Annotated in this window: 21 protein-coding genes and 1 pseudogene; 12 read left to right on the top strand and 10 right to left on the bottom strand. The window is 71.8% G+C overall.

Annotation, left to right across the window (positions count from 1 at the left end; all coding sequences use genetic code 11):
* Both QZV97_RS05470 and QZV97_RS05465 read left to right on the top strand, forming a co-directional pair.
* Window positions 1-590: pseudogene (locus QZV97_RS05470) on the top strand (F0F1 ATP synthase subunit beta); the annotation flags it as partial.
* A gap of 18 nt (window positions 591-608) precedes the next feature.
* Entirely contained in the window at window positions 609-1025 is a 417-nt protein-coding gene (locus QZV97_RS05465) for a F0F1 ATP synthase subunit epsilon (protein ID WP_295639686.1), read from the top strand.
* Between the two features lie 102 nt (window positions 1026-1127).
* Here QZV97_RS05465 and QZV97_RS05460 read toward each other — a convergent pair whose 3' ends face one another.
* Together QZV97_RS05460 and QZV97_RS05455 are read right to left on the bottom strand one after the other, a co-directional pair.
* On the bottom strand, window positions 1128-1550 hold the full coding sequence (locus tag QZV97_RS05460; protein WP_295639682.1) for a YidB family protein: 423 nt from the start codon (window positions 1548-1550) through the stop codon (window positions 1128-1130).
* A 97-nt stretch (window positions 1551-1647) separates the two neighbouring features.
* Window positions 1648-2412, bottom strand: a complete 765-nt coding sequence (locus QZV97_RS05455) for a 16S rRNA (uracil(1498)-N(3))-methyltransferase (protein ID WP_295639678.1) — start codon at window positions 2410-2412, stop codon at window positions 1648-1650.
* Window positions 2413-2463: 51 nt separating this feature from the next.
* Between QZV97_RS05455 and QZV97_RS05450 the strand changes: the two genes are divergently transcribed.
* Window positions 2464-3447 (top strand): LysR family transcriptional regulator, encoded by a 984-nt coding sequence (locus tag QZV97_RS05450; RefSeq protein WP_295639675.1) that lies wholly within the window; start codon window positions 2464-2466, stop codon window positions 3445-3447.
* Here the strand turns inward: QZV97_RS05450 and QZV97_RS05445 are convergent.
* Complete coding sequence (locus QZV97_RS05445) at window positions 3435-4490, bottom strand: phosphotransferase (protein WP_295639672.1); 1056 nt, start codon at window positions 4488-4490, stop codon at window positions 3435-3437. The two genes, QZV97_RS05450 and QZV97_RS05445, sit on opposite strands and share 13 nt — an antisense overlap.
* Window positions 4491-4662: 172 nt before the next feature.
* Here QZV97_RS05445 and lptD point away from each other — a divergent pair, with 172 nt between their 5' ends.
* Genes lptD through rsmA form a run of 3 tightly spaced genes read left to right on the top strand, consistent with a single transcriptional unit; the run spans window position 4663 to window position 9211 of the window.
* The gene (gene lptD, locus QZV97_RS05440; RefSeq protein WP_295639668.1) at window positions 4663-7101 is read left to right on the top strand and encodes an LPS assembly protein LptD; all 2439 of its coding nucleotides are present in this window, start codon (window positions 4663-4665) and stop codon (window positions 7099-7101) included.
* Window positions 7102-7112: 11 nt separating this feature from the next.
* The gene (locus QZV97_RS05435) at window positions 7113-8435 is read left to right on the top strand and encodes a peptidylprolyl isomerase (protein WP_295639664.1); all 1323 of its coding nucleotides are present in this window, start codon (window positions 7113-7115) and stop codon (window positions 8433-8435) included.
* Window positions 8432-9211: a 16S rRNA (adenine(1518)-N(6)/adenine(1519)-N(6))-dimethyltransferase RsmA gene (gene rsmA, locus QZV97_RS05430; RefSeq protein ID WP_295639661.1), complete on the top strand. Its 780-nt coding sequence runs from the start codon at window positions 8432-8434 to the stop codon at window positions 9209-9211. The genes QZV97_RS05435 and rsmA overlap by 4 nt, the downstream gene beginning before the upstream one ends.
* A 193-nt stretch (window positions 9212-9404) precedes the next feature.
* Here the strand turns inward: rsmA and QZV97_RS05425 are convergent, their stop codons facing one another.
* The 3 genes from QZV97_RS05425 to QZV97_RS05415 all read right to left on the bottom strand — a co-directional run bounded on the left by QZV97_RS05425 (window position 9405) and on the right by QZV97_RS05415 (window position 12743).
* Window positions 9405-9803, bottom strand: a complete 399-nt coding sequence (locus tag QZV97_RS05425; protein ID WP_366558891.1) for a barstar family protein — start codon at window positions 9801-9803, stop codon at window positions 9405-9407.
* Between the two features lie 37 nt (window positions 9804-9840).
* Entirely contained in the window at window positions 9841-10173 is a 333-nt protein-coding gene (locus tag QZV97_RS05420; protein WP_295639701.1) for a ribonuclease, read from the bottom strand.
* 275 nt (window positions 10174-10448) lie between these two features.
* On the bottom strand, window positions 10449-12743 hold the full coding sequence (locus QZV97_RS05415) for an NADP-dependent malic enzyme (RefSeq protein WP_295639658.1): 2295 nt from the start codon (window positions 12741-12743) through the stop codon (window positions 10449-10451).
* Window positions 12744-12885: 142 nt separating this feature from the next.
* Here QZV97_RS05415 and QZV97_RS05410 point away from each other — a divergent pair, with 142 nt between their 5' ends.
* The 6 genes from QZV97_RS05410 to QZV97_RS05385 are packed head-to-tail and all read left to right on the top strand — an operon-like array spanning window position 12886 to window position 18563.
* Window positions 12886-14934: an ATP-binding protein gene (locus QZV97_RS05410; RefSeq protein WP_295639655.1), complete on the top strand. Its 2049-nt coding sequence runs from the start codon at window positions 12886-12888 to the stop codon at window positions 14932-14934.
* On the top strand, window positions 14931-15575 hold the full coding sequence (locus QZV97_RS05405) for a response regulator (RefSeq protein ID WP_295639652.1): 645 nt from the start codon (window positions 14931-14933) through the stop codon (window positions 15573-15575). Before QZV97_RS05410 ends, QZV97_RS05405 begins: the two co-directional genes overlap by 4 nt.
* A 32-nt stretch (window positions 15576-15607) precedes the next feature.
* On the top strand, window positions 15608-16582 hold the full coding sequence (gene thiL, locus QZV97_RS05400; RefSeq protein ID WP_295639698.1) for a thiamine-phosphate kinase: 975 nt from the start codon (window positions 15608-15610) through the stop codon (window positions 16580-16582).
* A 4-nt stretch (window positions 16583-16586) separates the two neighbouring features.
* Window positions 16587-17144: a phosphatidylglycerophosphatase A gene (locus tag QZV97_RS05395; RefSeq protein WP_295639649.1), complete on the top strand. Its 558-nt coding sequence runs from the start codon at window positions 16587-16589 to the stop codon at window positions 17142-17144.
* Window positions 17145-17160: 16 nt separating this feature from the next.
* The gene (locus QZV97_RS05390) at window positions 17161-17643 is read left to right on the top strand and encodes a CinA family protein (protein WP_295639647.1); all 483 of its coding nucleotides are present in this window, start codon (window positions 17161-17163) and stop codon (window positions 17641-17643) included.
* On the top strand, window positions 17640-18563 hold the full coding sequence (locus tag QZV97_RS05385; RefSeq protein WP_295639644.1) for a glyoxylate/hydroxypyruvate reductase A: 924 nt from the start codon (window positions 17640-17642) through the stop codon (window positions 18561-18563). Before QZV97_RS05390 ends, QZV97_RS05385 begins: the two co-directional genes overlap by 4 nt.
* Before the next feature lie 7 nt (window positions 18564-18570).
* On the opposite strand, the gene atpE is transcribed toward QZV97_RS05385, so the two are convergent.
* The 4 genes from atpE to holA form a co-directional block, all read right to left on the bottom strand.
* Window positions 18571-18813: a F0F1 ATP synthase subunit C gene (gene atpE / locus QZV97_RS05380; protein ID WP_295639641.1), complete on the bottom strand. Its 243-nt coding sequence runs from the start codon at window positions 18811-18813 to the stop codon at window positions 18571-18573.
* A gap of 131 nt (window positions 18814-18944) precedes the next feature.
* Window positions 18945-21404 (bottom strand): EAL domain-containing protein, encoded by a 2460-nt coding sequence (locus QZV97_RS05375; RefSeq protein ID WP_295639637.1) that lies wholly within the window; start codon window positions 21402-21404, stop codon window positions 18945-18947.
* 1 nt (window position 21405) lies between these two features.
* Window positions 21406-22035: a methylamine utilization protein gene (locus tag QZV97_RS05370; protein ID WP_295639634.1), complete on the bottom strand. Its 630-nt coding sequence runs from the start codon at window positions 22033-22035 to the stop codon at window positions 21406-21408.
* 176 nt (window positions 22036-22211) lie between these two features.
* Window positions 22212-23291 (bottom strand): DNA polymerase III subunit delta, encoded by a 1080-nt coding sequence (gene holA / locus QZV97_RS05365; RefSeq protein ID WP_295639631.1) that lies wholly within the window; start codon window positions 23289-23291, stop codon window positions 22212-22214.
* Window positions 23292-23306 lie beyond the last annotated feature (15 nt).

Genomic DNA, 23306 nt, shown 5'->3' with positions numbered 1-23306 from the left:
TGGGCTACCAGCCGACGCTGGCCGAGGAAATGGGCCGCCTGCAGGAGCGCATCACGTCCACGAAGGTCGGCTCGATCACCTCGATCCAGGCCGTCTACGTGCCGGCGGACGACCTGACCGACCCGTCGCCCGCGACCACCTTCGCGCACCTGGACGCGACCGTGGTGCTGTCGCGCGACATCGCCTCGCTGGGCATCTACCCGGCGGTCGACCCGCTGGACAGCACCTCGCGCCAGATCGACCCCAACGTCGTCGGCGAAGAGCACTACAAGACGACCCGCGACGTGCAGGCCGTGCTGCAGCGCTACAAGGAACTGCGCGACATCATCGCGATCCTGGGCATGGACGAGCTGGCGCCGGAGGACAAGCTCGCGGTGTCGCGCGCGCGCAAGATCCAGCGCTTCCTGTCGCAGCCCTTCCACGTGGCCGAGGTCTTCACGGGCTCGCCGGGCAAGTACGTGCCGCTGAAGGAAACCATCCGCGGCTTCAAGATGATCGTGGCCGGCGAGTGCGACTCGCTGCCCGAGCAGGCCTTCTACATGGTCGGCACCATCGACGAGGCCTTCGAGAAGGCCAAGAAGCTGCAGTAAGCGGCGCGGAGCATCCTGATGGCAACCATCCACGTCGACGTCGTCTCGGCCGAAGCCTCGATCTTCTCGGGCGAGGCGAAGTTCGTTGCGCTGCCCGGCGAGATGGGTGAGCTCGGCATCTATCCGCGTCACACGCCGCTGATCACGCGCATCAAGCCGGGCGCGGTGCGCGTCGAGCGCGCCGACAACGGCCAGGAAGAGTTCGTGTTCGTGGCCGGCGGCATCCTCGAGGTCCAGCCGGATCGCGTGACGGTGCTGGCCGACACCGCGATCCGCGGCGCCGACCTCGACGAGGCCAAGGCGATGGAGGCGAAGAAGGCGGCCGAAGAGGCGCTCAAGAACGCCAAGAGCGAACTCGACCAGGCCGCGATCCAGAACGAGTTGCTGTCGCTGGCGGCGCAACTGGCGGCGCTGCGCAAGTTCCGCAAGAAGTAGGCGGCGAGGGTCAACCCAGCAGCCGCCGCGGAACCGGCTTCGCCGGTCCGCCAGCGGCGCCCCCTGGAGGGGGAGCGGCGCAGCCGCAACGGGGGTGGGGCATCAGGGTCTGCTGAAGCGCTCGAGCACGCTGCCCAGATCGCCCAGCCCGCCGGCATCGGGCAGCTGGCCGTTGGGCGTGAGCCGGTCCACCACCTGCGGCAGCAGCTGCGACAACTGGTCAGCAGCCTGGCCTTGCGACAGCCCCAGCTGCTGCGCGAACTGCGCCAGCATGTCGCTGCCCAGCACGTCCTGCAATTGACCGGGCGAGACCGGCAGGTTCTGGCCTGTGCCGACCCATGAGGCGACCAGGTCGCCCAGCCCGCCCTGCTGGAACTGCTGCATCAGGCCGCCGAGCCCGCCGCCGCCTGGCCCGTTGCCCTGCGCCAGCATCGCGATGATGGCTTGCAGGGCGTCGCCCTGGCCGCCACCCTGGCCTCCCTGGGCGCCCCCGAGGGCGCCGATGACCGAGTCCAACAAGCCCATGGCAGTCTCCTAGAAGGGGGATCCGAGCAGCCCATTGTGCGGGCCGCGTGTGACGGTCACCACTGTCAGCCCTGACAGGGTCGCGGGCCAGCGCGGCTCAGGCGAACAGCGCCGCGATCGCCGCCAGCGCCGTCAGCGGGGCGGTCTCGGCGCGCAGGATGCGCGGGCCCAGCGTCACCGGCAGCAGGCCGGCCGTGCGGGCTGCGGCGTCCTCGGCGGGGCTGAGCCCGCCTTCGGGACCGCTGAGGAAGAGCAGGCCACGGCCCGCGTGCAACGCCGGCTTGAGCGCCTCGCAGTAGGGCTGCGTGGCGGCCCCCAGGCTCAGGACGAAGCCGGTGGCGACGGACCCGCTCGCGAAGGCGGTGTGCCAGGCATCGAAGGGCAGCACGGGCTCCAGCAATGGCAAGCGGCTGCGGCCGCACTGCTCGCAGGCAGCCGCCGCAACGCCGCGCCAGTGCGCGAGCTTGCGCTCGGCGCGCTCGCCGCTCAGGCGCAGCACCGACCGCTCGCAGACCAGCGGCTGGATCGCGTGCACGCCCAGTTCGGTGGCCTTCTCGACCAGCCAGTCCATGCGTTCGTTGGCCGGCATGCCGACCGCCAGCGTGACGGCCAGCGGCAGCTCGACCTGGCTGGCCGGCGAGGCCTCGCCGACGCGCACCGTCACCTCGCTGCGGCCGATGCGCAGCACGTCGGCCGCCCAGTCGCTGCCGCGTCCGTCGAACAGCGTGATCGCGGCGCCGGGCTGCAGCCGCAGCACCTGGACATGGCGCGCGACCGGCGGGGGCAGCGCCGCCTCGAGCCCGGGGGCGAGCGGCAGGTCGACGTGGAAACGGGGCACGGGCGGCAGGGGCGGCGAGGACATCCGAGTGTGCCCCAGGCCGCCGGGCACGCCGCTTCGCGGCATCATCGCGGCATGGACCAGTTGCGAGCGATGCGGGTGTTCGCCGGCGTGATCGACGCCGGCAGCTTCAACGGCGCGGCCACCGCCCTGCGCCTGTCGCCGGCGGCGGTGACGCGGCTCGTCGCCGAGCTCGAGGACCACCTAGGCGCGCGCCTCATCAACCGCACGACGCGCCGTCTCGCGCTGACCGAGATCGGCGAGGCCTATCTCGACAAGGTGCGGCGCATCCTGGCCGACATCGACGAGTCCGAGGCGCTGACCAGCTCGGCCGTGCAGGAACCGCGCGGCCACCTGCGGGTGCTGACCTCGCCGGCGCTGGCCGTGCACCAGCTGGCCAAGCACCTGCCGCGCTTCTTCGCCAAGTACCCGCAGGTGTCGATCGAGATCGCTGCGCCCGGTGCCGTCGAGACCGTCGACGAGAGCTACGACGTGTCCATCCTGTCGGTGCGCAAGCCGCTGGAGGGCGAGTTCGTCGCGCGGCGTCTGGCGCGGTCGGAAGTGATCACCTGTGCGGCGCCTGAATACCTGGAGCGCCACGGCCGGCCGCAGCATCCGCGCGACCTCGCCACGCACCGGCCCATCCTGCCGCCCTTCGCCGAGCTGCAGCGCGGCATCGAGTTCTTCCGCGGCCCCTGGGGCGACGACGAGCCGGGCGGCGAGACCTACACCACCGACCGGCCGCATCCGCTGCTGAGCACCTCGCACATCGACACGATGTACGCGGCCGCGCTGGCCGGTCTGGGCATCGCCGGGCTGCCGAGCTTCGTCATCGAGGACGCGCTGCTCGAGCATGCGCTCGAGCGCGTGCTGCCGGAGTGGCACCTGTGGAGCGCGACGCTGTGGGCGGCGATGCCGACGCGCAAGCACATCCCGACGCGCACTCGCGCTTTCGTCGACTTCCTGATCGAGACCTTCGGCGGCGAGGACCAGGACCCGTGGCTGCAGGCCGCCGGTTGCGCGACGCCGGCCTGCCCGGGGGCGCCTCAGAACGTGTAGCCGGCCTCGCGCTGCGTGCCGGCCAGGCGCTCGAGCAGCTGCGCCAGCCCGCCCAGGCCGTTGTAGCGCGTGGCGACGCGGTGCGCGTAGCGCCACACCAGCGGCAGGTCCTTCAGGTAGCCGTCCTTGCCGTCGCGGTGGTACAGGCGCGCGAAGATGCCCAGCACCTTCAGGTGGCGCTGCAGGCCCATCCACTCGAAGTCGCGCCAGAAGTCGCCGAAGTCCGCTGCCACCGGCACGCCGGCCTTGCGGGCACGCTCCCAGTAGCGCACGGCCCAGTCGATCTGCACTTCCTCGTCCCACTCGATGTAGGCATCGCGCAGCAGCGAGACGAGGTCGTAGGCGACCGGGCCCCAGACCGCGTCCTGGAAGTCGAGCACGCCGGGCGGGCCGCCGTCGGCGGCCACCATCAGGTTGCGCGAGTGGTAGTCGCGATGCACCAGCACGGCGGACTGTGCCGTGCAGACGTCGAGGATGCGGTCGAAGCTGCGCGCGAGCTGCGTGCGCTCGGCATCGTCCAGCACCTGACCACAATGGCGCGCGACGTACCAGTCGGGAAAGAGGTCGAGCTCGCGCTGCAGCAGCGCGCGATCGTAGGCCGGCACCTGGCCGGCCGCGGCGATGCCCTGCAGCCGGACCAGCGTGTCGAGCGCCGCCAGGTAGAGCGGCGAGGCCTCGGCCGGCGTCAGCGCCGCCGGCCCGCCGGTCAGGGCTTGCAGGTAGGTCGTCGCGCCGAGGTCGCCCAGCAGCAGGAAGCCGTGCGCCTCGTCCCAGTCCAGCAGTGCGGGCGCGTTCAGTCCTGCGCCGCGCAGCAGGCCCGCGACCTGCACGAAGGGGCGGCAGTCCTCGTGCGTCGGCGGCGCGTCCATCACGATGCGCGAGCCGTCGCGGCCGTCGATGCGGAAGTAGCGGCGAAAGCTCGCATCGGCGCTGGCCGGACGGAGGCTGCCGGGATCGAGCGCGTGGCGCGCACTCTGCGCGGCGAGCCAGGCGACGAAGGCCTGCTCGCGGGCCGGGTCGGCCCAGCGGATCGTGGCGTTCAAGATGGCGGGCGACAGAGGGGAGGAAGGCGGCGGCACCGGGGTTGGCCGCAGCAGCGGACGCGGGACCGCGTGGAATAATCGATTCTACAAACCGCATCTGCCTGCCGGCGCCGCGGTGGCGCTGCCTGCGGCAGTGACCGCACGGCGCGTCCCTCCTCATCCCGCCACGCCCGTGCCGACCTACGATCGCGCCCTGCCCGCCCCGCCCCGGGGCCGCACGTGGCCCTTGCGACCGGTGGTGGGGGCCTTGTTCGCGGCGCATGCGGGGGCCTGGTCCGCGAGCGCGCTGGCGCAGGCCGGCGCCGAAGGCCCGGGTCTGCGACTGCCGCCCGATGCCGCAGCGCGCTTCGTCCCGACGCTCAAGGGCGACGAGTCCGGCGAGCCCGTGGTCATCGAGGCCGATCGCCTGTTCGGCCGCCCCGACCTCGAGACCATCGCCGAGGGCTCGGTGCGCTTCAAGCGCGGGCCGCTGACGATGAAGGCCGATCGCATCGAGTACCGTCAGGCCGGCGACATCGCCCGCGCTACCGGCAACGTCGAGATCGAGCGCGGCGGCAACACCTTCCGTGGTCCGGAACTGCAGCTGAAGGTGCAGCGCTTCGAGGGCTACTTCCTCGAGCCGAGCTACCACTTCGGCCGCACCAACGCCGGCGGCAGCGCGCAGCGCTTCGACTTCCTCGACGAGTCCCGCGGCATCGCCTACGGCGCGACCTACACCAGCTGCCCGGCGCCCGATCCGGCCTGGTTCCTGAGCACCGACCGCGTCGTCCTCGACACCGCCGCCGACGAAGGCCGGGCCGAAGGCGCGGTGCTGCGCTTCTATGGCGTGCCCATCCTCGCGGCACCGACGTTGAGCTTCCCGCTGTCGGACAAGCGCAAGTCCGGCTGGCTGCCGCCCAGCTTCAACATCGACAACAAGAGCGGCGTCGAAGTGGCGGCGCCTTACTACTGGGACATCGCACCCAACCGCGACGCCACGCTGACGCCCACCGTGCTGACGCGGCGCGGCGCGGCGCTCGGCACCGAGTTCCGCTACCTCGAGCCCGGCTACCAGGGCGTGGTGCAGACCTACATGCTGCCCGACGATCGCGTGGCGAACCGCTCGCGCTGGTCGCTGAACCTCGGCCACGAGGCGCGCTGGGACGGCCCCGGCGTCGGCCTCGTCGACTACGGGCTGGCGCTGCAGCGGGCGTCCGACGACGACTACTGGAAGGACTTCTCGCACCGCCTGCCGAGCCTCACACCGCGCCTGCTGCCGACCGACGGCTACGTTCGGCGGCGCTTCGACAGCCACTGGGGCGACACGCTGGTCTACGGGGGCGTGCGGCGCTGGCAGGTGCTGCAGGACATCGACCCGACCAGTCGCATCGTCGCGCCCTACCAGCGCGAGCCCCAGGTCGGCGTGCGCCAGCGCGGCGCGCAGGGCGGGTTCGAGTGGTCCTGGGAGACCGAAGCCAACCGCTTCACCAACGACGATCGCAGCCTGCAGCGCGGCGACCGCGTGCACGCGCTGGGCTCGCTGGCGCGCCCGTGGTCGCCGATCGGCGCCGAGGGCTGGACGCTGACGCCGCGGCTGTCGTTCAACGCGGCCAGCTACGACCTCGAGCAGCCGCTCGCCGACGGGCGCACGCGCAGCACGCGCGTGATCCCCACGGTGGCGCTGGACAGCGCGTGGATCTTCGAGCGCGACAGCACGGCCTTCGGTCGCGCGCTGACGCAGACCCTGGAGCCGCGGCTGCTCTACGTCAACACGCCCTACCGCGACCAGACCGGCCTGCCCAACTTCGACAGCGCCGGCAACGACTTCAACTTCACGTCGATCTACGCGGACAACGCCTTCTCGGGCGTCGATCGCGTCTCCGACGCGAACCAGCTGACCGCCGGCGTGACGACGCGCTTCCTCGATCGCCGGACCGGTGCCGAGGCGCTGCGGCTGGGCCTGGCGCAGCGGCTGCTGCTGCGGCCGCAGCGCATCACGCCCGACGGCATGCCGGTGACGCAGCGCTGGTCGGACCTGCTGCTGCTGGGCGGCACCAGCCTGATCCCGCACTGGTCGCTGGACGGCACGCTGCAGTACAACGCCGACATCAGCCGCACGGTGCGCTCCATCCTCGGCGCGCGCTACTCGCCCGGTCCCTTCCGCACCATCAACGCGACCTACCGCTACACGCGCAACGCCAGCGAGCAGCTCGAGCTCGGCTGGCAGTGGCCGCTCAATGGCGCGGCGCGCGAGAACGCGGCGGCCGTCGAGGCCCGCGACGCGCTGGCGCTGGACGGCGTGTCGCGCGGCGGGCGCGCCGCGGCCCCGACCGGCTGCCCCGGCGCCTGGTACAGCGTGGGGCGCATCAACTACAGCCGGCGCGACTCGCGCATCACCGACTCCATCGTCGGCTTCGAGTACGACAGCGGCTGCTGGATCGGTCGCATCGTCGCCGAGCGGCTGTCCACCGGCCGCAGCGAGGCGACCACCCGACTGCTGCTGCAACTGGAACTGGTCGGGCTCTCGCGCCTCGGTTCCAACCCCCTGAGGGTGCTGAGGGACAATATCCCCGGTTACCGCCTGCTGCGCGACGACAGTCCCGTCGTCGCCCCGGCCCTGTCGAGCCCCTGAGCCGCCCCAAGATGCCGTCGATCGCCCGTCCCCTGCGAGCCTGTGGCCGCCTGGCCCTGTGCCTGTCCCTGGCCGTGCCGGCTACTGCTGCGCTGGCCCAGGCCGCCCGCAGCCTGCCGCGCTCGGCCGACTACATCGTCGCCGTCGTCGATCGCGAGCTGGTGACCAACGCCGAGGTGCAGCAGCGGCTGGTGTCGGTGCGGCGCGAAGCGGCCCAGAGCGGGCGCACGCTGCCGGCCGAGGACGAGCTGCGCCGCCAGGTGCTCGACACGATGATCGAGGAGCGCGCCCAGCTCAGCGCGGCACGCGACAGCGGCCTGCGCATCGAGGACCCCGAGCTTGACCGCACCGTCAACAACGTCGCGCTGCAGAACCGCATCTCGCTGGCCGAGCTGCGGCAGCGCCTGCAGGCCGACGGCATCGACTTCGCGCGCTTCCGCAACAACCTGCGCGACCAGATGCTGGTCGAACGCATCCGCGAGCGCGAGGTGCAGAGCCGGATCAAGATCAGCGATGCCGAGGTCGAGTCGCTGCTGGCCAGCCGGGCCAGCGGCATCGCGCCAGCCGAGTTCAACGTCGCGCAGGTGCTGGTCGCGGTGCCCGAGGGCGCCAGCGACGCCGACGTGGCCCAGCGCCGGCAGGTGGCCGAGAAGGCGCTCGAGCGGGCGCGCGGTGGCGAGGACTTCGCGCGCATCGTCGCCGAGCTGTCGAACGGCCCCAAGGAGCAGGGCGGGGCGCTCGGGATGAGGTCGCTGGACCGCCTGCCCGACCTGTTCGCCGAGTCGGTGCGCGACCTGCGCGGCGGCACGGTCGTGCCGCAGGTGCTGCGCTCCGGGGCCGGCTTCCACGTGCTGAAGGTGCTGGAGCGTCGCGACGGCGGCATGCTGGTGCAGCAGACCCGCGCGCGCCACATCCTGCTGCGGCCGTCGGCCCAGCTGAGCCAGCAGGCGGCGATCGCACGGCTGCGCGAGCTGCGGCAGCAGGTCGAGTCCGGCCGCGCCAGCTTCGGCCAGTTGGCGCGCGAGAACTCCGAGGACGGCAGCGCGCCGCAGGGCGGCGAGCTGGGTTGGGCCTCGCCCGGGCAGTTCGTGCCCGAGTTCGAGACGGCGATGAAGGCGCTGGCGCTGAACCAGCTGTCCGAGCCGGTGGTGTCGCGCTTCGGCGTGCACCTGATCCAGGTGCTGGAACGTCGCAACATCCCGGTCGACCGCAAGCAGCAACGCGAGATCGCCCGCAACGTACTGCGCGAACAGCGGTTCGAGGGCGCCTATGCCGACTGGGCGCGCGAAGTGCGGGCGCGGGCCTACGTCGAGATGCGCGAGCCGCCGCAGTGACGAAGGCCGGGGGGCATCACGCCCCGCGCAAGCGGTTCGGGCAGCATTTCCTGACCGACACCGCCCTGGTCGAGCGCATCGTCTCGGCGATCGATCCCCGGCCCGGCCAGCCGCTCGTGGAGATCGGGCCCGGCCTCGGCGCGATGACCGATCCCCTGGTGGCCCGCTGCGGGCGTCTGACCGTCATCGAGCTCGACCGCGACCTCGCCGCGCGGCTGCGCAAGCGGCCCGAGCTCCAGGTCATCGAGGCCGACGTGCTGCAGGTCGACTTCGCGGCGCTGGCCACGTCGGCCGGCGCGCCGCTGCGGGTGGTCGGCAACCTGCCGTACAACATTTCCACGCCCATCCTCTTTCACCTGCTGCCGGTGGCCGGGCAGGTCGAGGACCAGCACTTCATGCTGCAGAAGGAAGTGGTCGAGCGCATGGCGGCATCGCCGGGCTGCAAGGACTACGGGCGGCTGTCGGTGATGCTGCAGTGGCGCTACGACATCGAGTCGGTGCTGGACGTACCGCCCGAGGCCTTCGAGCCGCCGCCGCGGGTCGACTCGGCGGTGGTTCGCATGCAGCCGCTACCCGCCGCGGGCGGCCCGGCGATCGATCCGCTGCTGCTGGGGGAACTGGTGACCGTCGCCTTCTCGCAGCGACGCAAGCTGCTGCGGCACACGCTCGGGCGCTGGCTCGAGGCACGCGGCTACGGCGGCGCCTTCGACGTCCAGCGGCGTGCCGAGGAGGTGCCGGTCGCGGAGTACGTCGCACTGGCAGCCGACGCCGCATGAAAAACGGGCCCCGCAGGGCCCGTCGTTCCGTCAGCGCGACGTCGTCAGGCCGCGACCAGCCAGCCGGCGGTGTCGAAGGCGCTGCTCATGAAGGGCAGCTGCACGCTGATCGTGCCGGCTGGCACCTTGGCCGGCTTGGTGTCGTTCTGGGCTTCCACTACCCGCTCTCCCTGCCCGAGTTCCGGGGAGCGGGCTACTGAAAAGAATAGAAGCACCTGAAGGGTATCTTTCGTTCCCCCCAGAAGTCTGCAGCGTCACGGAAGACGTCGAGCAACTGCTCGCGGGCTTCGCGATCGAACTTGGGGTTGTCGGGCAACTGCTCCAGCACGACGACGAAACCCGGCTGGCTGCCCGACTTGTGCACGAGGTCGGTCATGCAGTCGAACAGGGCGTCGAGGTTCTTGCCGAAGTGGCTGGGGAACATGAAGGCATCGGCAATGCCCTCGAGCACGTCCTGCTTGGACTGGGCATTGCCCAGGTTCGCATACAGGAAGTGCTGGCCGAGGTCTTGCGCGGCGAGTTGCAGGTCCTCCACGCGGAACGCGCGGATGGCCTGCACGATGTTGGGGCGGACTGTCTGCAGCGGCATCATGGTCGAGTTCCCCCTCGTTCCTTGTTGGTGGCGGATCTCACTGCGCGATGAGGCGGAAGCTCGCGTAGTGATCGTCGGTGTAATAACAGGCATCGGGTGTGGTGCGCTGTGCCCCACCACACACGATCCGCCGGGCCCCCCGATCGCGAGACCCTGGCGTGCGGACCGTGTACTCGCGGTAGTAGCCGCGGCTGCGATTCGGGAGCAGGCGCTCCCGATTCCCGAACACGGTGCCGTCTTTCGAATAGGGGAAGGGCCCGCCGACCTGGATCAGCCGCTGGGTGGCCTGAGCCTCCTGCGGCAGTGTCGACAACGACACCGTGCCGGCCGCTCGGTTGCTGTCCTTCGCCGAGGCTGTCGGGCCCCACAGGGCAGCGACTGCGACAGTCGCTGCCAGCAAGGTGACAGTCCCGAGACGCCAGGCAGAACCCCGGTGTGACCGACCGGTGAAGACCACGGGTTATCCCTGAAATTCGAAGCCCGTATGGTACCGAGACGGGGCGCAAACCTCAAGGGTTTGCCTCAAATTTCAGCAACCCGGCAGGGCTTTAAGCCTCAAGTTTGCGTGCGCAAACTCCGCCAGAAGGACTGGCTTTTCTTGGACCTTGGTCGGCGACATCCGTGGACTCGTGCCATGGCGCGGGGCTAGCGCAAGGCGTTGATGTCGGCCACCGTCAGCGCTGTCATGTTGACGATCCGCCGAACCGTCGCCGACGGGGTCAGGATGTGGACGGGCTTGGCGGCCCCCAGCAGCACCGGGCCGATCGCGATACCGCCGCCGGCGGCGGTTTTCAACAGGTTGTACGAGATGTTGGCGGCGTCGATGTTCGGCAGCACCAGCAGGTTGGCCTCGCCGGTCAGGCTGCTGTCCGGGATCTGCGACGCCCGCTGAGCCGGGTCCAGCGCCGTGTCGCCGTGCATCTCGCCGTCGACCTCGAGCCAGGGCGCGCGCTCCTTCACCAATGCCAGCGCGTCGCGCATCTTCAGCGCCGACGGCTGGTTGCTGGAGCCGAAATTGGAGTGGCTCAGCAGCGCGGCCTTGGGCACCAGCCCGAAGCGCTTCATCTCCTCGGCGGCCATGACCGTGATCTCTGCGAGCTGCTCGGCGCTCGGGTCGTAGTTGACGTGGGTGTCGACCAGCATGACCTGGCGGCCGGGCAGGATCAGGCCGTTCATGCAGGCGTAGGTTTTCGCGCCGGGGCGCAAGCCGATCACCTGGTCGACGAAGGCCAGGTGCGTGCTGGTCGTGCCCCAGGTGCCGCACAGCATGCCGTCGACCTCGCCCTTGTGCAGCAGCATGGCGCCGATCAGCGTCAGGCGACGCCGCATCTCGATCTTGGCGAACTGCTGGGTGACGCCCTTGCGGGCCATCAGCCGGTGGTAGGTCTGCCAGTAGTCGCGATAGCGGTGGTCGTTCTCGACGTTGACGACCTCGTAGTCGCGCCCTGCCACCAGCCGCAGGCCGAAACGCTCGGCGCGCTGGGCGATCACCGCGGGCCGCCCGACCAGGGTCGGATGCGCCAGCCCCTCGTCGACCACCACCTGCACCGCGCGCAGCACGCGCTCTTCCTCGCCCTCGGCGAAGGCGACGCGCTTGTTCTTGGCGCGCTTGGCGACGTTGAAGATCGGCTTCATCGTCGTGCCGGACGCATAGACGAAGGCCTGCAGCTTCTCGCGGTAGAGGTCGAAGTCCTTGACCGGCCGCGTGGCCACGCCCGACTCGGCGGCGGCGCGGGCCACCGCTGGCGCGATCTTCATCATCAAGCGCGGATCGAAGGGCTTGGGGATCAGGTACTCGGCGCCGAAGGACAGCGTCGCCCCGGCATAGGCGGCAGCGACCACCTCGCTCTGCTCGGCCTGCGCCAGCTCGGCGATCGCGTGCACCGCGGCGATCTCCATCTCCACCGTGATCGTGGTCGCGCCCGAATCCAGCGCCCCGCGGAAGATGTAGGGGAAGCACAGGACGTTGTTGACCTGGTTCGGGTAGTCCGTGCGGCCGGTCGCCATGACGGCGTCGTCGCGCACCGACTTCACCTCCTCGGGCATGATCTCCGGCGTCGGGTTGGCCAGCGCGAAGATCAGCGGCTTCTTCGCCATCTTCGCGACCATCTCGGGCCGCAGCACGCCGCCCGCCGACAGGCCCAGGAACACGTCGGCGCCGGCCACCGCCTCGGCCAGGGTGCGGTGCGCGGTGGGCTGGGCGAACTCGGCCTTGTCCGGGTCCATCAGCTCGGTGCGGCCCTCGTAGACCACGCCGGCCAGGTCGGTGACCCAGATGTTCTGGCGCGGCAGGCCCAGCTTGATCAGCAGGTTCAGGCAGGCCAGGGCGGCGGCGCCGGCGCCCGACGTCACGAGCTTGACCTCGCGGATGTCCTTGCCGACGACCTTGAGTCCATTGATCAGCGCCGCGCCGACGACGATGGCCGTGCCGTGCTGGTCGTCGTGGAAGACCGGGATCTTCATCCGCTCGCGCAGCTTGCGCTCGACGTAGAAGCAGTCCGGCGCCTTGATGTCCTCGAGGTTGATGCCGCCGAAGGTCGGCTCCAGCGCGGCGATGCAGTCGACCAGCTTGTCGAGGTCGTTTTCGTTGAGCTCGAGGTCGAAGACGTCGATCCCGGCGAACTTCTTGAACAGCACCCCCTTGCCTTCCATCACCGGCTTGGAGGCCAGCGGGCCGATGTTGCCCAGGCCCAGCACTGCCGTGCCGTTGGTGACCACGGCCACCAGGTTGCCGCGCGAGGTGTAGCGGTAGGCGTTGACGGGGTCGGCAACGATCTCTTCGCAAGCGGCGGCCACGCCGGGCGAATAGGCCAGGGCCAGGTCGCGCTGGTTGATCAGCTGCTTGGTCGCCGCGATCGCGATCTTGCCCGGGGTCGGGAACTCGTGGTACTCGAGCGCCTGCTTGCGCAGCTCGGCACGTCTCTCTTCGTAGGTGGGCATGGTCTGACCTTCGGTGACGGGCGCGGGCACCGCGCCGACGCGATGAGTTTCGCGCAGGCGGGCAGTGTTTCAAAGCCGCAGCGCGGCGGCCATGCGCGAAACTGCGTATCTCCTTTGCGCGCAGGGTCCCAATACTCCGACCATGGCCGACGCTCCCCGCACGCCGATGCCCGGATCGCCCGCGACGCCCTGGCGCCGCGTGCTGCCCTGGGCGCTGCTGGTGATGCTGCTGGGCGTTGCGCAGACGCTGCTGCTGGTCTTCACGCTGCGCTACGAGCACGGCCAGGAGCAGGAGCGCGCCGAGCTGGCCGCCGCCTCGGCCGCCGCCGACGTGCGCCAGCTGTTCGCGCGGGACCAGCAGCGCCTGCAGGCCCTGCTGTGGAACGACCCGCCGCCGGCGCAATGGCGCAGCGACGCCGCCGACCTGCTGCGGGCGCGCCGCGAGCTGCTGCGCATCGAATGGCGCCGCGCCGCCGGCACGATCGAGACCGCGGCCGAGTCGCCCTACGGCGGGCCGCTGTTCAGCAGCCTGCCGCGCGACCAGATCGAGCTCGACACCCAGGTCGCCTGTGCCGCCGCGCAGCGCACCGCGTCGCCGACCTGGTCGCGCAGCTATTTCGTGCCCCAGCCCGGCGGCCTGGGCGTCGAGGTGATCGACGTGTGCCTGCCGATCGGCCCCGTCGGCGGTGGGCAGGGCACGATGGCCGCAACGCTGGCGCTCGGCCTGGTGATCGAGGAGGCCGTGTCGCCCGAGCTGGCGCGCACCCATGAACTGTCCTTCGTCGAGGGCGACGGCACGCGCCTGGTCCGCGCCGGCCTGCCGCGCGGCGCCGGCGTCTACGTCGCCGAGCGCCTGGTCGACCTGCCGGGCGTCACGCTGGCGCTGCGCGTCGACAGCGCCGGCCAGGCGCCGCGGCTCATCCCCAACCTGACCACCGCGCTGGTGCTGGGCCTGTCGCTGGCGCTCGCGGCGGTGGTGGCGCTGCTGGTGCACGACGTGCGCCGCCGGGCCGCCGCCGAGTCCCGCCTGGCCGACGAGCTGGCGCTGCGCCGGGCGATGGAGGACTCGCTGGTCACCGGCCTGCGCGCGCGCGACCTGCAGGGCCGCATCACCTACGTGAACCCGGCCTTCTGTGCGATGGTCGGCTTCGGCGCCGAGCAGCTGGTCGGCCAGACCGTGCCGCCCTACTGGCCGCCCGAGATGCGCGCGGCCTACGAGGCGCGCCATGCGCAGCGGCTGGAGCGCGGCGTCCCGGCGCACGAGCAGCGCGAGGGCCACGAGACCACCTTCATGCGCGCCGGCGGCGAACGCTTCCCGGTGCTCATCTTCGAGGCGCCGCTGATCGCCGCCGACGGCCGCCAGAGCGGCTGGATGAGCGCCGTGCTCGACCTGAGCGCGCAACGCCGTGTCGAGGAGCTGTCGCGCCAGCAGCAGGAGCAGCTCCAGGCCACCGCGCGCCTGGCCTCGGTCGGCGAGATGGCCTCGCTGCTCAGCCACGAGCTCAACCAGCCGCTGGCCGCGATCGCCAGCTACGCCAGCGGCTCGCTGAACCTGCTGTCCGACGCGAGCCCCAGCATCGCGATGATCCGCGACGCCACCCGGCGCATCGCCGAGCAGGCCGAGCGTGCCGGCCGCGTCATCAAGAGCGTCCACGACTTCGTGCGGCGCCGCGAGCAGAGCCGCGAGCAGCTCGGCTGCGACCAGCTCGTCGAAGGCGTGCTGCCGCTGCTGCGACTGCAAGCCCGCAAGAGCGCGGCGCGCATCGAGCTGCTGCTCGGCGACCCGGCGCCCCGGGTGGCCTGCGACCGCACGATGGTCGAGCAGGTGCTGCTGAACCTGACGCGCAACGCCATCCAGGCGATGGAGGGCGTGCCGCCGTCCGAACGCGTCGTGACCCTGGGCGCCAGCGCGCGCGGCGCCTGGGTGCACCTGAGCGTCACCGACCGCGGGCCGGGCATCGCGCCCGAGGTCGCGACCAAGCTGTTCACGCCCTTCTTCACGACCAAGAGCGAAGGCATGGGCCTGGGACTCAGCCTGTGCCGCACGGTGATCGAGCAGCATGGCGGTGCGCTCGACTTCAGCACCCTGCGCGACGCGAAGGGGCAGGTCCTCGGCACGCGCTTCGACTTCAGCCTGCCGCGCGCGCCCGCCGAGCTCGCCGCGATCGTCGATCGGGAGGCTGCGTCATGAGCACTGCTCCGCTGGGTTTGCCGGTGGTCCACGTCGTCGACGACGAGGCGCCGGTGCGCGAGGCGCTGGCCTGGCTGCTGCGCACGCGCCGCTTGCTGGCCGAGCCGCACGCATCGGCCGAGGCCTTCGAGGCCATGCTCGACGCGTCCGGCGACGCGATCCTCGGGGCGCCGGGCTGCGTGCTGCTGGACATGCGCATGCCCGGCGGCATGAGCGGCCTGCAGCTCTTCGAGCGCCTGGTCGAGCGGCGCGTGCTGCCGGTGCTGCCGGTGATCTTCCTCACCGGCCACGGCGACGTGCCGACCGCGGTCGCGGCGATCCAGCGCGGCGCCTTCGACTTCGTCGAGAAGCCCTTCTCCGACAACGCGCTGGTCGACCGGATCGAGCGCGCGCTGGCGGCCAGTCGCGCGGCTCTCGAGGCGCGCCGCGAGCGCAAGCTGCTGCAGCGCCGCCTGGCCGAGCTGACCGAGCGCGAACGCGAGGTGATGCAGCTGGTCGTCGACGGGCGCCCGAACAAGCTGATCGCCGATGCGCTGGCGATCAGCGTGCGCACGGTCGAGGTCCACCGCGCGCGCGTCTTCGAGAAGATGGGCGTCAAGTCGGCCGTCGAGCTGGCCAACGTGCTGCGACACATCGGCTGACGCCACCGGCGGCGACAATCGACCGCATGGGCCTGGGCGAGTTCGACCTGATCGCACGCTACTTCTCGCGCCACCGCGGCACGAGTGAGGGCGTGGCGGTCGGGCCCGGCGACGATTGCGCGGTGCTGGCGACGCGGCCCGGCATGCAGCTCGCGGTGTCGACGGACATGCTGGTCGAGGGGCGGCACTTCCTCCCGACCGTCGATCCGGCGCGGCTCGGGCACAAGGCGCTGGCCGTCAACCTGAGCGATCTCGCGGCCTGCGGCGCCCGGCCGCTGGCGTGCGTGCTGGCGCTGTCGCTGCCGCGCGTCGACGAGGCCTGGCTCGAGGGCTTGTCGAGCGGTCTCTACGCGCTGGCCGATGCGCACGGCTGCCGGCTGGTCGGCGGCGACACGACCGCCGGCCCGCTGAACCTGTCGATCACCGTGTTCGGCGAGGTCCCGGCCGGTGGGGCGATCCTGCGCAGCGGCGCGCAGCCCGGCGACGACGTGTGGGTGAGTCACGCGATCGGTGGGGGTGTCGGCGACGCGCGGCTGGCCCTCGAGGTCTTCCGCGGCCGCATCGCGCTGCCGGGCGAGGCCCTCGAGCGCGTGCGCCGGGCGATGGAATGCCCCGAGCCGCGCGTCGCGCTGGGCCTGGCGCTGCGCGGCGTCGCCAGCGCCGCCATCGACGTGTCCGACGGCCTGCTCGGCGACCTGTCGCACCTGCTGCGCCGGTCCGGCGTCGGTGTCGTCATCGACGCCGACGCGATCCCGCGCAGTGCCGACCTCGCGGCCCAGCCGGCGCCGCTGCAACGACTGTGCACGCTGTCGGGTGGCGACGACTACGAGCTGGTCTTCACCGCGCCGCCCGCGAATCGCGACGTGGTGCTGGCCGCCGCGCGCGGCGCCGGTGTCGCGGTGACGCGCATCGGCCGCGTCGAGGCCGGTGCCGCGCTGCAGGTCACGGACGGCAGCGGCCGGCGTCTCGACGACGCCTGGACCTCGTTCGACCATTTCCGTGATTGAGGCCATGGACGCCACGCCCGCCCCGTCGCCGCTTGCCGCCGGCGCGCCGCGCCGCGTCAGCGCGCGCTTCCTGCTGGCTCATCCGGCGCACGCGATCGCGCTCGGCTTCGGCGCCGGCCTGAGCCCGGTCGCACCGGGCACGGTCGGCACGCTGTGGGCCTGGCTCAGCTTCATCGTGCTCGACCGCTGGCTCGACGACGCGCAATGGGGCCTGCTGCTGCTCGCCGGCACGGCCGTCGGCTGGTGGGCCTGCACCGTCACCGCGCGCCACCTCGCCACCGCCGATCCGGGCGCCATCGTCTGGGACGAGGTGCTGGCCTTCTGGGCCGTGCTGTGGCTGGTGATGCCGACCGGCTTCTTCGGGCAGCTGCTGGCCTTCGTGCTGTTCCGCTGCTTCGACGCCGCCAAGCCCGGCCCGGTCGCCTGGGCCGACGCGCTCTTCAAGCGTCGCCGGCCCGGCAGCAGCATCGGCTGGGCCCAGGGCTTCGGCATCCTGTTCGACGACGCGGTCGCGGCGCTGTGCGTGCTGCTGCTGATCGCGCTGTGGCGCTCGGGCGGCTGACGAGGGAGCGCGGCGCATGAACGAACCCCTGGTGGCCCGCCTGGCTGCGGCCTTGCGCACGCGGGGGTGGCGGCTCGCCACCGCCGAGAGCTGCACCGGCGGCCTGCTGGCGGCGGCCTGCACCGGCATCGCCGGCTCGAGCGACTGGTTCGAGCGCGGCTTCGTCACCTACAGCAACGAAGCCAAGTCCGAGCTGCTGGGCGTGCCCGAGCCGCTGATCGCGGCGCACGGCGCCGTCAGCGACGAGGTCGCGCGCGCGATGGCCGAGGGGGCGCTGCGCCACGCGCATGCCGAGATCTCGCTCAGCGTCACCGGCATCGCCGGCCCCGGCGGCGGCAGCGCCGACAAGCCGGTCGGCACCGTGTGGGTCGGGCTGGCGGTGGCGGGCCGGCCGACACTGGCCGAGCGCCTGCAGTTCGGCGGCGACCGCGCCGCGGTGCGCGGCCAGACGGTGCGGCACGCGCTGCAGCGCCTGATCGAGGCCGCCGAAGCACCGTGAGCGTCCTGCTCGCCTGCGACTTCGACACCTCGGACTGGGCGCAGTGGCGCCCGGCGCTCTTGCAGGCCTTGCCGGGCGAGCGCCTCGTCGAGGCCGACGACGGCGAGGTCGATGTCGCCATCGTGGCCAACCCGTCGGCCGGGGCCCTGGCCGGACTGCCGCGCCTGCGGCTGGTCCAGTCGCTGTGGGCCGGGGTCGAGCGCCTGCTGGCCGACCCGGCCCTGCCGCCGGGCGTGCCGGTCGCCCGCATGGTCGATCCGGCGATGAACGCGGCGATGGCCGAGACCGCGCTGTGGGCGGTGCTGTCCCTGCACCGCGGCAGCTTCCGCTATGCCCGTCTGCAGCGCGAAGGGCGCTGGTCGCCGCATGCGCAGCGACGCGCCGATGAGACGACCGTCGCCGTGCTGGGCCTCGGCCAGATGGGGCGGACCGCGGCGCTGCGCATCGCGGCCCAGGGCTATCGCGTGCTGGGCTGGAGTGCGCGGCCGCAGGCGCTGGACGGCGTCGAGACCCACGCGGGCGACGCAACCCTCGACGGCGTGCTGGCGCAGGCCGACGTGGTCGTGAACCTGCTGCCACTGACGCCGGCGACGCACCGGCTCTTCGATGCGGCGCGCCTGGCCCGCATGAAGCCGCGGGCCGGCTTCGTCAACCTCGCGCGCGGCGCGCATGTGGTCGAGGCCGACCTGCTGGCGGCGCTCGATGCGGGCCACCTGCGGCAGGCGGTCCTCGACGTGTTCGCGACCGAACCGCTGCCGCCCGGCCACCCGTTCTGGTCGCATCCGCGCGTGGTGGTGCTGCCGCATGCCGCTGCGCAGACCGATCCACGCAGCGCCGCCCGGGTCGTGGCCGACAACCTGCGCGCGCTGCGCGACGGGCGCCCGCTCGCGCACCTGGTGGATCGCGCGCGCGGCTACTGACGCCGCCTCAGCGGAACGGGTTCGCGGTCGCGAACCACAGGCCGATGCCGGTGCTGATGATGAAGGCACCGTCGGTGACACCGGCCAGCAGGAACATCTTGCCCTGCAGCTTGTCCATCAGCTCGGGCTGGCGCGCCGAGGCCTCGAGGTACTTGCTGCCCATCACGCCGATGCCGATGCACGAGCCGATGGCGGCCAGGCCGATCAGGTGGCCGACGGCGAGCGGCAGGAGTTCGGTGGTGCCGTTCATGGTGAGGTCCTTCCTACGGTCGCGGGCCCGGGCAGCGACGCTGCCTTCATCGACCCACGCCGCCATCATCGGGAGCGACCTGCAGCGGGTCCATGACCCGGCAAGTCATGGCGGCACGGCGGCGCGGCCGGTCAGGTCGCGAGCCGGCTGAAGCCCGAGTCCAGCCGCACCGACTGCAGCTGCGGCGCCGTCCAGTCGCGGATCCAGCCGGCGAACAGCGCCTCGGGCATGGGCTTGGCGACGTAGTAGCCCTGCGCCTCGTCGCAGCCGAGCGCCTGCAGCATCTTCCAGGCCTTGGGCGTCTCGATGCCCTCGGCCACGACGTTGAGGCCCAGGTTGTGCGCGAGGTCGACCGTGGACCGCACGATCTTCGCGTCGTCCAGATCGCGCTCCATGTTCATCACGAAGCTCTGGTCGATCTTCAGCTCGTGCACCGGCAGGCGCTTCAGGTAGGCCAGCGACGAGTAGCCGGTGCCGAAGTCGTCGATCGACAGGCGCAGGCCCTGGCCGTGCAGGCGCTCCAGCGTCTGCAAGGCGCGCTGCGGGTCGTCCATGATCGCGCTCTCGGTGATCTCGAGGCACAGCGTGCGCGGGTCGATGGCCTGGGTCTCGAGCAGGCGCTGCAGCTTGCCCGGCAGGTCCTGGTCGAGCAGGTCGCGCGTCGACAGGTTGACCGACAGCTTCAGCGTCGTGCCGCCGCCGTTGAGCTGGCGCAGCAACTGCGCGCTGCGCTCCACCATCCAGGCGCTCAGCACGCGGATGAAGCCGGTCTGCTCGGCGAAGGGGATGAACTTGGCGGGCGGCACCAAGCCGCGCGTCGGGTGCTGCCAGCGCACCAGCGCCTCGGCACCGATCACCGCGCCGGAGGCCAGGGCGATCTTGGGCTGCAGGTAGAGGCGCAGCTGCTGCTGCTCGACCGCGACGCGCAGCTCGCTCAGCAGCGAGAGCGAGGCATCGCTGGCGCTGTCGAGCACCGGGTCGTAGACGACGACACCGAGCTGGCGCTGCTTGGCAGCGTACATCGCGACTTCGGCATGGGCCAGCAGCAGGTCGGCCTCGCGGCCGTGCGCCGGGTGGCAGGCGATGCCGATGCCGGCCCCGAGGTCGACCGTGTGGTCGTCCAGCGTGATCGGCTGCTCGAAGGACCGCAGGATGCGTTGCGCCACATCGCGCGCCATGTCGGTGTCGGCACCGGGCAGCAGCAGCGCGAACTCGTCGCCGCCGAGGCGGGCCAGCACGTCGCTGCTGGGGCGCACCTCACGCGCCAGCCGCAACGCCACCTGGCGCAGCAGGCGGTCGCCGAAGCGGTGGCCGAGCACGTCGTTGACATGCTTGAAGCGGTCGAGGTCCAGCATCAGCACGGCGAACTGGGTTCGCTCTTCCCGTGCTTCGTCGAGCGCCTCGCGCAGGTCGGCGCGGAAGCGCTCGCGATTGGGCAGCTGGGTCAGGCCGTCCTCGTAGGCCAGGCGGTTGACCTCGCGTTCGCGCTCGCGCACCGCCTGGCGCATGGCCTCGAAGGTCCGCGCCAGTTCGTCGATCTCGTCGCCGCCGCCCTTGACGCGCACCGGCGCCTCGTAGTGGCCCTGGCCCAGCCGGCCGGCCGAACGCGTCAGCGCGCGCAGCGGCGTCGTGATGCGCTGGGCGGTCAGCACGCTGCCGACCGCGAACACGGCGATCGCCAGAAGCGTGAAGGCCAGCAGGATGTACTGCAGGCGCTGGTAGGGCGCGGTGGCCTCGTCGAGCGAGCGCATCAGCACCGCGACGGTCTGCCGGTCGCCGTCGCGCCCGAGCAGCATCTCGCGCGCCAGCACCTGGCCGCTCAGCGCGTTCGGGCCGGTGGCCACGAGGTCCAGCTTGAGGTTGCGATCGCTGACGGCGGCGTCGCCGGCGCCCGCAGCGGTGCGAGCGCGCAGCCAGCTGGCGGTGAAGGCCTCGACGGCGTCGGCGCCGAGCGTGGACTGGATGACTTCCCAGCGTCCCGAGTCCTCGCGCTGGCGGATCAGGGCGACCTCGATCGACGACAGCTGCCGCATCTCGCGCAGCAGCGGCGCCTCGACGCGGAACCCCATACCGACCCAGCCGATCGTCAACGGCGCCTTCACCGGCACGGCGACCAGCTGGTAGGCCTGGCCGTCCTGCAGCACCAGCTTCGGCGCGGTGTCGGTGGCGGGGGCGGTGGCCGCGCGCGTCAGCGCCGGCAGGAAGCGGTCGGCCCCCTCGCGCGTCGCCGCCTTCAGGCGGAACTGCGCGTCGGTGAAGAGGGCGAGGTTGGCGCCGATGCGCTCGCCCTGGTTGGCCAGGGCCGACACCAGCGTGGCGCCGTCGTTGCTGGCCACCGCCGCGCGGAAGCCGAAGTCGGCGGCCAGCAGGCGCGAGGCGTCGGTCAGCTGGCTGGCGTTCTGTGCCAGCAGGCGCTCGAACACGCGCTCGCCGGTGCGCAGTTCGGCGTTCACCGAGGCGCGCGCGTTGACGTTGATGCTGTTGCCGATCAGCAGCAGGCTGGCGACCTGCACCACCAGCAGCAGGCCGAGGAAGAGCGCGACGATCCGGAACTGCAGGCTCTTCGGCGACAGGAAGGCCGGCAAGGCCATGTCACGAGGCCTTCAGGCGGACTGTCAACTTGGCCGCGTCGCTGCCGATGCGAACCGGCTGGCTCGGCGCCGGCAGTTCGGCCGCCAGGCCCGGATGCCAGGTCGAGAGCGTGTGCTCGCCGGGCGGCAGGTCGATCTGTGCGCGGCCATTGGCGTCGGTGGTGGCGAAGTAGGGCGTGTCGACCACGCGCACGTGGGCGGACATCTTGTCGTGGATGTTGCAGCCGAGGATGGCGGTCCCCGCCTTGTCGAACACGATCGGCGCCGTAGGCGTGCCGGCATAGAGCTTGAGCTCGAAGGTCTTCACCTGCGAGAACGAATAGACGTGGTGGCGCACCGTGTCGAAGTTCGGGAACTGCACGGCCGTGCCGGTCTGCACCACCAGCACCGAGGGGACGAAACGCTTGCCGCGCTGGGCCAGCTCGGCACGCGCGCTGGTGGCGGCCCGGGCCGCGGCGCCCTGCACCTGGATGCTGACGACGGCATTGGCGAGCGGCTGGCCGTTCTCGTCGTTGACGATCACCGTCAGCGGCACCGCCTGCGACGGGATCGCCGGAATGGCCGACCCGCCCAGCGCACACAGCGCGGCGAGCAGGCCGAAACGACGGGGACGGGGCAGGATCAGCTGCATGGGTCTCATGACAAGGAGACGGGCCGCTGTAGCGGCCCGCATGAACGCGATGATCGCGGCAATCTCCACGCAGTGTCGATCAGGGGGATCCGCGGCGGCCCGCATTCCTGCACGAATACCACGCGCAAATCGCACACTCGTGCCTTCCCCGTCCCGTCGGGTCGCGTCGACGGGCCCTAGGCCTGCAGCACGAGGCGACGGCTCCCGCCGCCGGCCGGCTGCATCGGCGCGGCAAGCTGCAAGGCCAGGCGCTGCAGCCCGGCCCAGGGGTCGGTCGGCCACTGCGGGTGCTTCAGGCCCTTCACCAGGCCGTCGCAGACATGCGCGGCGGCGAGCAGATGCTCCAGCGTGCCGGCCGTCAGCAGCGGCAGGGCGCGCTCGAACAGCCTTTCCTTCGCGCCCCAGATTCGGTTTTCGCGCAGCGCCATCGGCAGCGGCTTGCCTCCGGCGACGGCATCCTTGCAGCGCTTGAGCGCCCGGATGTCCTCGGCCAGCGTCCAGTGCACGAGCACGGCCGCCTCGCCCTCGGCGCGCAGGCCCTCCAGCATGCGCAGCACCCGCGGCACCTGGCCGGCCAGCACCGCCTCGCCGAGCTTGAAGACGCTGTAGCGCGCCACGTTCAGCACCGCGGCCTCGACCTGCTCGAGGCTCAGCGCGCCGGGCGGGTAGAGCAGGCCGAGCTTGGTCAGTTCCTGCTGGGCCGCGAGCAGGTTGCCCTCGACGCGGTCGGCGAAGAAGGCCAGCGTGCGCTGCCCTTCCTCGCCCTCGGCGACGCGCTGCCCCTGGGCCTTGAGGCGCTGCGCCAGCCACTGCGGCAGCGCAGCGCGCTCGACCGGATCGAGCCGCAGTGTCACCCCGGCGACATCGAGCGCACCGAACCAGGCACTGGTGGACTGCTGGCGGTCCAGCCGCGGCAGCGTGACCAGCGTGACGACGCCTTCGGGCAGGTGCTCGCAGTAGTGCTGCAGCGCCTGCGAGCCGTCCTTGCCGGGCTTGCCCGAAGGGATGCGGATCTCGACGATCTTGGCCTCGGCGAACAGGCTCATCGAGCTGGCGGCGCCCAGCAGGGAGCTCCAGTCGAAGTGCGCGCCGGCGACGTGATGGACCTCGCGCTCGGTGTGGCCGGCGCTGCGTGCGGCGGCACGGATCGCATCGGCGGCCTCCAGGGCCAGCAGCGGCTCGTCGCCGTGCAGCGTGTAAAGCGGCTTCAGGCCCTTCTGCAGGTGCGCGGCGAGCTGGTCGGGCTTGAGCTGCATGCGGTGGCGGCAGGG

The sequence above is a fragment of the uncultured Methylibium sp. genome, assembly GCF_902826655.1.
Lineage (GTDB): Bacteria > Pseudomonadota > Gammaproteobacteria > Burkholderiales > Burkholderiaceae_C > Methylibium.
This window is presented reverse-complemented; position numbering and strand designations above follow the sequence as displayed.

Coding starts and splice junctions, on each gene's coding strand:
- QZV97_RS05465 (WP_295639686.1), top strand. CDS start 609: ATGGCAACCATCCACGTCGACGTCGTCTCGGCCGAAGCCTCGATCTTC.
- QZV97_RS05460 (WP_295639682.1), bottom strand. CDS start 1,550: ATGGGCTTGTTGGACTCGGTCATCGGCGCCCTCGGGGGCGCCCAGGGA.
- QZV97_RS05455 (WP_295639678.1), bottom strand. CDS start 2,412: ATGTCCTCGCCGCCCCTGCCGCCCGTGCCCCGTTTCCACGTCGACCTG.
- QZV97_RS05450 (WP_295639675.1), top strand. CDS start 2,464: ATGGACCAGTTGCGAGCGATGCGGGTGTTCGCCGGCGTGATCGACGCC.
- QZV97_RS05435 (WP_295639664.1), top strand. CDS start 7,113: ATGCCGTCGATCGCCCGTCCCCTGCGAGCCTGTGGCCGCCTGGCCCTG.
- QZV97_RS05425 (WP_366558891.1), bottom strand. CDS start 9,803: ATGATGCCGCTGCAGACAGTCCGCCCCAACATCGTGCAGGCCATCCGC.
- QZV97_RS05415 (WP_295639658.1), bottom strand. CDS start 12,743: ATGCCCACCTACGAAGAGAGACGTGCCGAGCTGCGCAAGCAGGCGCTC.
- QZV97_RS05410 (WP_295639655.1), top strand. CDS start 12,886: ATGGCCGACGCTCCCCGCACGCCGATGCCCGGATCGCCCGCGACGCCC.
- QZV97_RS05405 (WP_295639652.1), top strand. CDS start 14,931: ATGAGCACTGCTCCGCTGGGTTTGCCGGTGGTCCACGTCGTCGACGAC.
- QZV97_RS05395 (WP_295639649.1), top strand. CDS start 16,587: ATGGACGCCACGCCCGCCCCGTCGCCGCTTGCCGCCGGCGCGCCGCGC.
- QZV97_RS05390 (WP_295639647.1), top strand. CDS start 17,161: ATGAACGAACCCCTGGTGGCCCGCCTGGCTGCGGCCTTGCGCACGCGG.
- atpE (WP_295639641.1), bottom strand. CDS start 18,813: ATGAACGGCACCACCGAACTCCTGCCGCTCGCCGTCGGCCACCTGATC.
- QZV97_RS05375 (WP_295639637.1), bottom strand. CDS start 21,404: ATGGCCTTGCCGGCCTTCCTGTCGCCGAAGAGCCTGCAGTTCCGGATC.
- QZV97_RS05370 (WP_295639634.1), bottom strand. CDS start 22,035: ATGCAGCTGATCCTGCCCCGTCCCCGTCGTTTCGGCCTGCTCGCCGCG.
- holA (WP_295639631.1), bottom strand. CDS start 23,291: ATGCAGCTCAAGCCCGACCAGCTCGCCGCGCACCTGCAGAAGGGCCTG.